Consider the following 224-nt stretch of genomic DNA (forward strand, 5'->3'; position numbering starts at 1 on the left):
CCGTCCATCAAGGATGCCCTTGAAGTCCGCCTGAATGGCGAAAAGGCCGTGATGGAGGCGGCCCAGCACATGGGCGGCAACACCGTCCGCTGCATCATGCTCTCCCCTTCCGAGGGGCTGGGCAGGGGCGCGGAGGTGGTCGCCGCGGGAGGTCCCATTTCTGTCCCCGTTGGGAAAGAGGTGCTGGGCCGGATGTTCAACGTGCTGGGCGATCCCATTGACGA

The 224-nt window shown here is 65.2% G+C and carries 1 pseudogene; it reads left to right on the forward strand.

Annotated features, from left to right (window positions below):
* Positions 1-224: pseudogene (locus B2W96_RS07720) on the forward strand (F0F1 ATP synthase subunit beta); the annotation flags it as partial.

It is taken from the genome of Oscillibacter sp. UBA6647 (assembly GCA_002455655.1).
Taxonomy (GTDB): domain Bacteria; phylum Bacillota; class Clostridia; order Oscillospirales; family Oscillospiraceae; genus Oscillibacter.